The sequence below is a fragment of the Spirosoma sp. genome (assembly GCF_048594605.1).
Classification (GTDB): Bacteria; Bacteroidota; Bacteroidia; order Cytophagales; family Spirosomataceae; genus Spirosoma.
In genome coordinates, this window is record NZ_JBMDWV010000002.1 from 1 (window position 1) to 4,004 (window position 4,004).

A 4,004-nucleotide genomic window follows, 5' to 3' on the forward strand; every position below is an offset into this window, starting at 1 on the left:
TATTCAATCATTAATTCATTCAAGCATTCAAGCATTAATTAAATGGGTTCTACTAAGAATAGCGGTTGATCATACTCAACTGGCGTAGCGTTTTCGACCAGCACTTTCACTATGCGGCCCGATACTTCCGACTCAATTTCGTTGAACAGTTTCATGGCCTCAATAATGCATACCACTTTGCCTTCGCTGATGGTATCGCCCACCTCAATAAATGCAGGCGTTTCTGGGTTTGATGACCGATAAAACGTACCAATCATTGGAGACTTGATGGTAACGTAGTTGGACGTATCGGCTTTAGGCGCGGCTACAGGGGTCGGTGCAGATACCGCCGTTGGCGCTACCGGCTGAGTCTGAGCTGCTGGCACAGCCGCTGAAGCCACTGGCGCGGGTACACTGGCGGTGGCAGCAGGAGCGCCGGAGCCGTATCGCTTGACGCTGATTTTCAGGTCATTTGTCTCAATATTTACCTCATCCAGACCTGATTGTGAAATGAAGTCAATGAGTTGCTGTATGTCTTGTGTTGTCATATGTTTAGTCACACAGTTAATAAAGAAAGGTTAGTAATATTATTTCTAACTAATCTATTCCCAACTGTTTAACGATGTTTATTTTACCCGTTCTACGTATTCTCGTGTACGGGTGTCAACCCGAATTTTTTGACCTGAATCAATAAATAGCGGCACCATAATTTTTGCACCCGATTCTACCTCAATGCGCTTTTTAGGGCTATTGGCCGTATCACCTTTAATACCTGGCTCTGCATACGTCACCTCCAATTCAACAAAGGGGGGCAGTTCACATGACAGAGGAGTTTCGTTTTCGGCATTAATCAACATTTCTACTTCCTGTCCTTCTTTCATAAGATCAGCATTTTCAACGATTTTCTCATCGAGATTGATCTGATCGAATGATTCTTGGTCCATAAAATTGTAGCCCGCTTCGTCTTTATAAAGGTATTGGAATTTTCGGCGCTCAACACGTACCGGATAAATTGTTACTCCTGAGTTGAACGTATTGTCGATCACTCGACCGGTAGTCAGGCTTTTTAATTTAGTACGGACAAATGCAGCTCCTTTACCGGGCTTTACGTGCTGGAATTCAGTTATTTGGAAAAGGTCGTTATTAAAGTTCAGAACTAGTCCGTTACGGATATCTGCGGTTGTTGCCATGTTAAAATGTATGATGTAAGAAGCATGATGTATACTATAGTATGTAATAAAAGTTTATAAATTCTATATCATACATCACATATAAAGTTAATACGCCCACTTTACGTAAGCAGCCCCCCATGTAAAACCTCCCCCGAAAGCGGCCAAAATTAAATTATCACCTTTTTTCAGTTGAGATTCATAATCAAATAAGCAGAGGGGAATAGTTGCGGCTGTGGTGTTGCCATACTTGTGGATATTCACCATAACCTTATCAGAATCGATTCCCATTCGATGGGCAGTCGCATCAATAATACGTCTGTTGGCCTGATGCGGGACTAACCAGGCAACATCTTCACCCTTAAGATGATTACGTTCCATGATTTCCGCCGACACGTCAGCCATATTTTTAACAGCGAATTTAAACACCGACGGCCCGTCCTGATAAACGTAGTGCCACCGTTTTTCAACCGTTTCATGCGTAGGCGGATAGCGGCTTCCTCCGGCTTTTTGAAACAGATGATTTTGGCCAACCCCATCCGACTTAATGATCGAATCAATTACGCCAAAACCTTCATCATTGGGCTCAAGCATGACAGCACCGGCACCATCGCCAAACAGCACACAAGTTGTACGATCGGTGTAATCAATTATAGCTGACATCTTATCAGCCCCGACAACAATAATTTTTTTGTATTTACCGGTTTCGATAAACTGCGACCCGACTGTCAGAGCATATAAAAACCCTGAACAGGCAGCCTGAATATCAAAGCTCCCAACATTACGTATGCCAATCATATCGCAGATGAGGTTAGCTGTACCGGGGAATACATAATCGGGGGTAGTAGTAGCACAGATCAATAAATCGACCTCTTCAGGTTTTGTATTCAATTTCTCCAGCAATCCCTGTACTGCCTTTACCCCCATATGTGCGGACCCCAGCCCCTCACCTTTCAGAATATGCCGTTCTTTGATACCTGTCCGGCTCGTGATCCACTCGTCATTAGTATCCACCATGCGCTCCAATTCTGCATTGGTAAGTACATAGTCGGGAACATAGCCGTGGATTCCAGTTATGGCAGCTTTACTCATAGGTGGCGTAAAAAAATCTACGGCTTTTCGTTCTCATTATTTGAAAACCATAAATCGTAAGCTGAAAAACTAACTCAGTGCTTGTGCAATTTTAGAGTATGCGTCGGACTCAACTTGCCGGATGGCCAGATTGATCATGTTTTTGATAGCTAACGGAGAGGAGATACCATGTGCAATAATGACATTACCATTAACACCCAGGATCGGACTACCTCCGACAGACTCATAGTTGGTTTTATCTATAAACTCATCGCGAATACCGCGTTGTTTGGCAATTGTATAGAATGATTCTCCTAATTTGAACATTGCGTTACCAGTAAAGCCTTCTGTAACAATTACGTCGGCTTTGCCCTCAAAAAAATCACCTCCTTCGATATTACCAACAAAATTTATTCGCCGGTTTTCCTTCAGGAGCTGATGCGCGGCCTGAGCTACCAGCGATCCCTTTTGTTCTTCGGAGCCAATATTCATCAACGCAACACGAGGCCGCTGAATACCAAATATATATTGAGCATAAATGGAACCCACTTCACCAAATTGAGCCAGCATTTCGGGTTTGCAATCTGCGTTGGCTCCGATGTCGAGCATTACAGCGTGCCCGCCTGTTAGCTGAGGAACGAAACCAGCAATGCACGGTCTTAAAATACCTTCTATTGCTTTGATGCTGAACAACGCACCTACATGCATAGCTCCTGTGTTGCCGGCGCTACAAAAGGCACTAACCTGGCCATCTTTCAAAAGCTTAAACCCAACTCCGATGCTGGAATTGGGTTTCTGTGAAAGTGCTTTGGTTGGGTGCTCGCTCATGTCAATAACATCGTCGGCATTCACCAACTCAATATTGATAGCTGCATTAGCCCCATGTTTCTGAAGTAATTCCTGTACAAGAGCCTGCTTACCAACCAATACAATAGATACATGTTCCGACAATTCGGCAGCGGCCATTACAACTCCTTCTACAATAGCTTCGGGAGCAAAATCGCCACCCATTGCGTCCACTGCAATTTTCATTGACTCCGTTTGTTCAATACCTCCCAGCTTATACTGGCTAGCAAAAAATACGCGTAAAAATAGGGAGGTGGCGGGCAATAAAAAAGTATTTCGCGTTCATCTTCAGGAAGACGTCAACGAAATACTCTTTATAATAGAATGACAATTAAGCTGTTTTAGCGTAATTCTCAATGATCATCTGGCCTTTGTAAAACAAGTTGCCCTCGAAAACGTGAGCGTGGTGGCGCTCATGAACTTCACCTGTTTGGGCGTCTGTCGAGAGCGTTACGGCCGTAGCCTTGTAATGAGTTCTGCGCTTATCGCGCCGGGTGCTAGAGTGGCGTCGTTTGGGGTGTGCCATAAAACAGTTTGTAGTTTATAGTTTTTAGGTTCATCGTTCGAAGGCCATCACACACAAGCCCGTGAACAACAAACAGATTAATTATCACTCAATTTACGCAAGGCCGCCCAGCGCGGATCGATCTCCGGCTGCTCGTCTTCGCTTGTCGTTTCGGGGTCAGAGCGGTAAATTACTTTACCGTTTTGCTCATCGTCAGCATCATCCTCATCGCGAAAACGGGGATGCAATCGCTTCATGGGCAGCGACAGGCTAATAAACTCAAAAATGTAGTGAGCTACATTGATGGTTGCCGTACTGCGCTCAATCAGTTCAATCTCGTCGCTCAGCTCCTCGTTGTGGTCGCCAAACTTAAGCAGCATCGTCTGCTGCGTATCAACAGGTTCATCATAGTCATCAAGGCTCCGGTCGCTCTC

6 protein-coding genes are annotated in these 4,004 nt (G+C 44.6%); all 6 read right to left on the reverse strand.

Annotation, left to right across the window (positions count from 1 at the left end):
• Positions 1-38 precede the first annotated feature (38 nt).
• Positions 39-527 (reverse strand): acetyl-CoA carboxylase biotin carboxyl carrier protein, encoded by a 489-nt coding sequence (accB, locus tag ACOJS8_RS00090; protein WP_420146492.1) that lies wholly within the window; start codon positions 525-527, stop codon positions 39-41.
• 78 nt (positions 528-605) lie between these two features.
• The gene (efp, locus tag ACOJS8_RS00095; protein ID WP_420146493.1) at positions 606-1,169 is read right to left on the reverse strand and encodes an elongation factor P; all 564 of its coding nucleotides are present in this window, start codon (positions 1,167-1,169) and stop codon (positions 606-608) included.
• 87 nt (positions 1,170-1,256) lie between these two features.
• Positions 1,257-2,240: a beta-ketoacyl-ACP synthase III gene (locus tag ACOJS8_RS00100; RefSeq protein ID WP_420146494.1), complete on the reverse strand. Its 984-nt coding sequence runs from the start codon at positions 2,238-2,240 to the stop codon at positions 1,257-1,259.
• 69 nt (positions 2,241-2,309) lie between these two features.
• A complete protein-coding gene (gene plsX, locus ACOJS8_RS00105) occupies positions 2,310-3,251 on the reverse strand; it encodes a phosphate acyltransferase PlsX (protein WP_420146495.1) in 942 nt (313 codons plus the stop codon).
• Positions 3,252-3,396: 145 nt separating this feature from the next.
• Positions 3,397-3,591, reverse strand: coding sequence for a 50S ribosomal protein L32 (rpmF, locus tag ACOJS8_RS00110; RefSeq protein ID WP_077923042.1), 195 nt, complete (start codon positions 3,589-3,591; stop codon positions 3,397-3,399).
• A gap of 77 nt (positions 3,592-3,668) precedes the next feature.
• Positions 3,669-4,004 (reverse strand): YceD family protein (locus ACOJS8_RS00115; protein ID WP_420146496.1); only part of this gene is annotated, 336 nt, incomplete at its 5' end.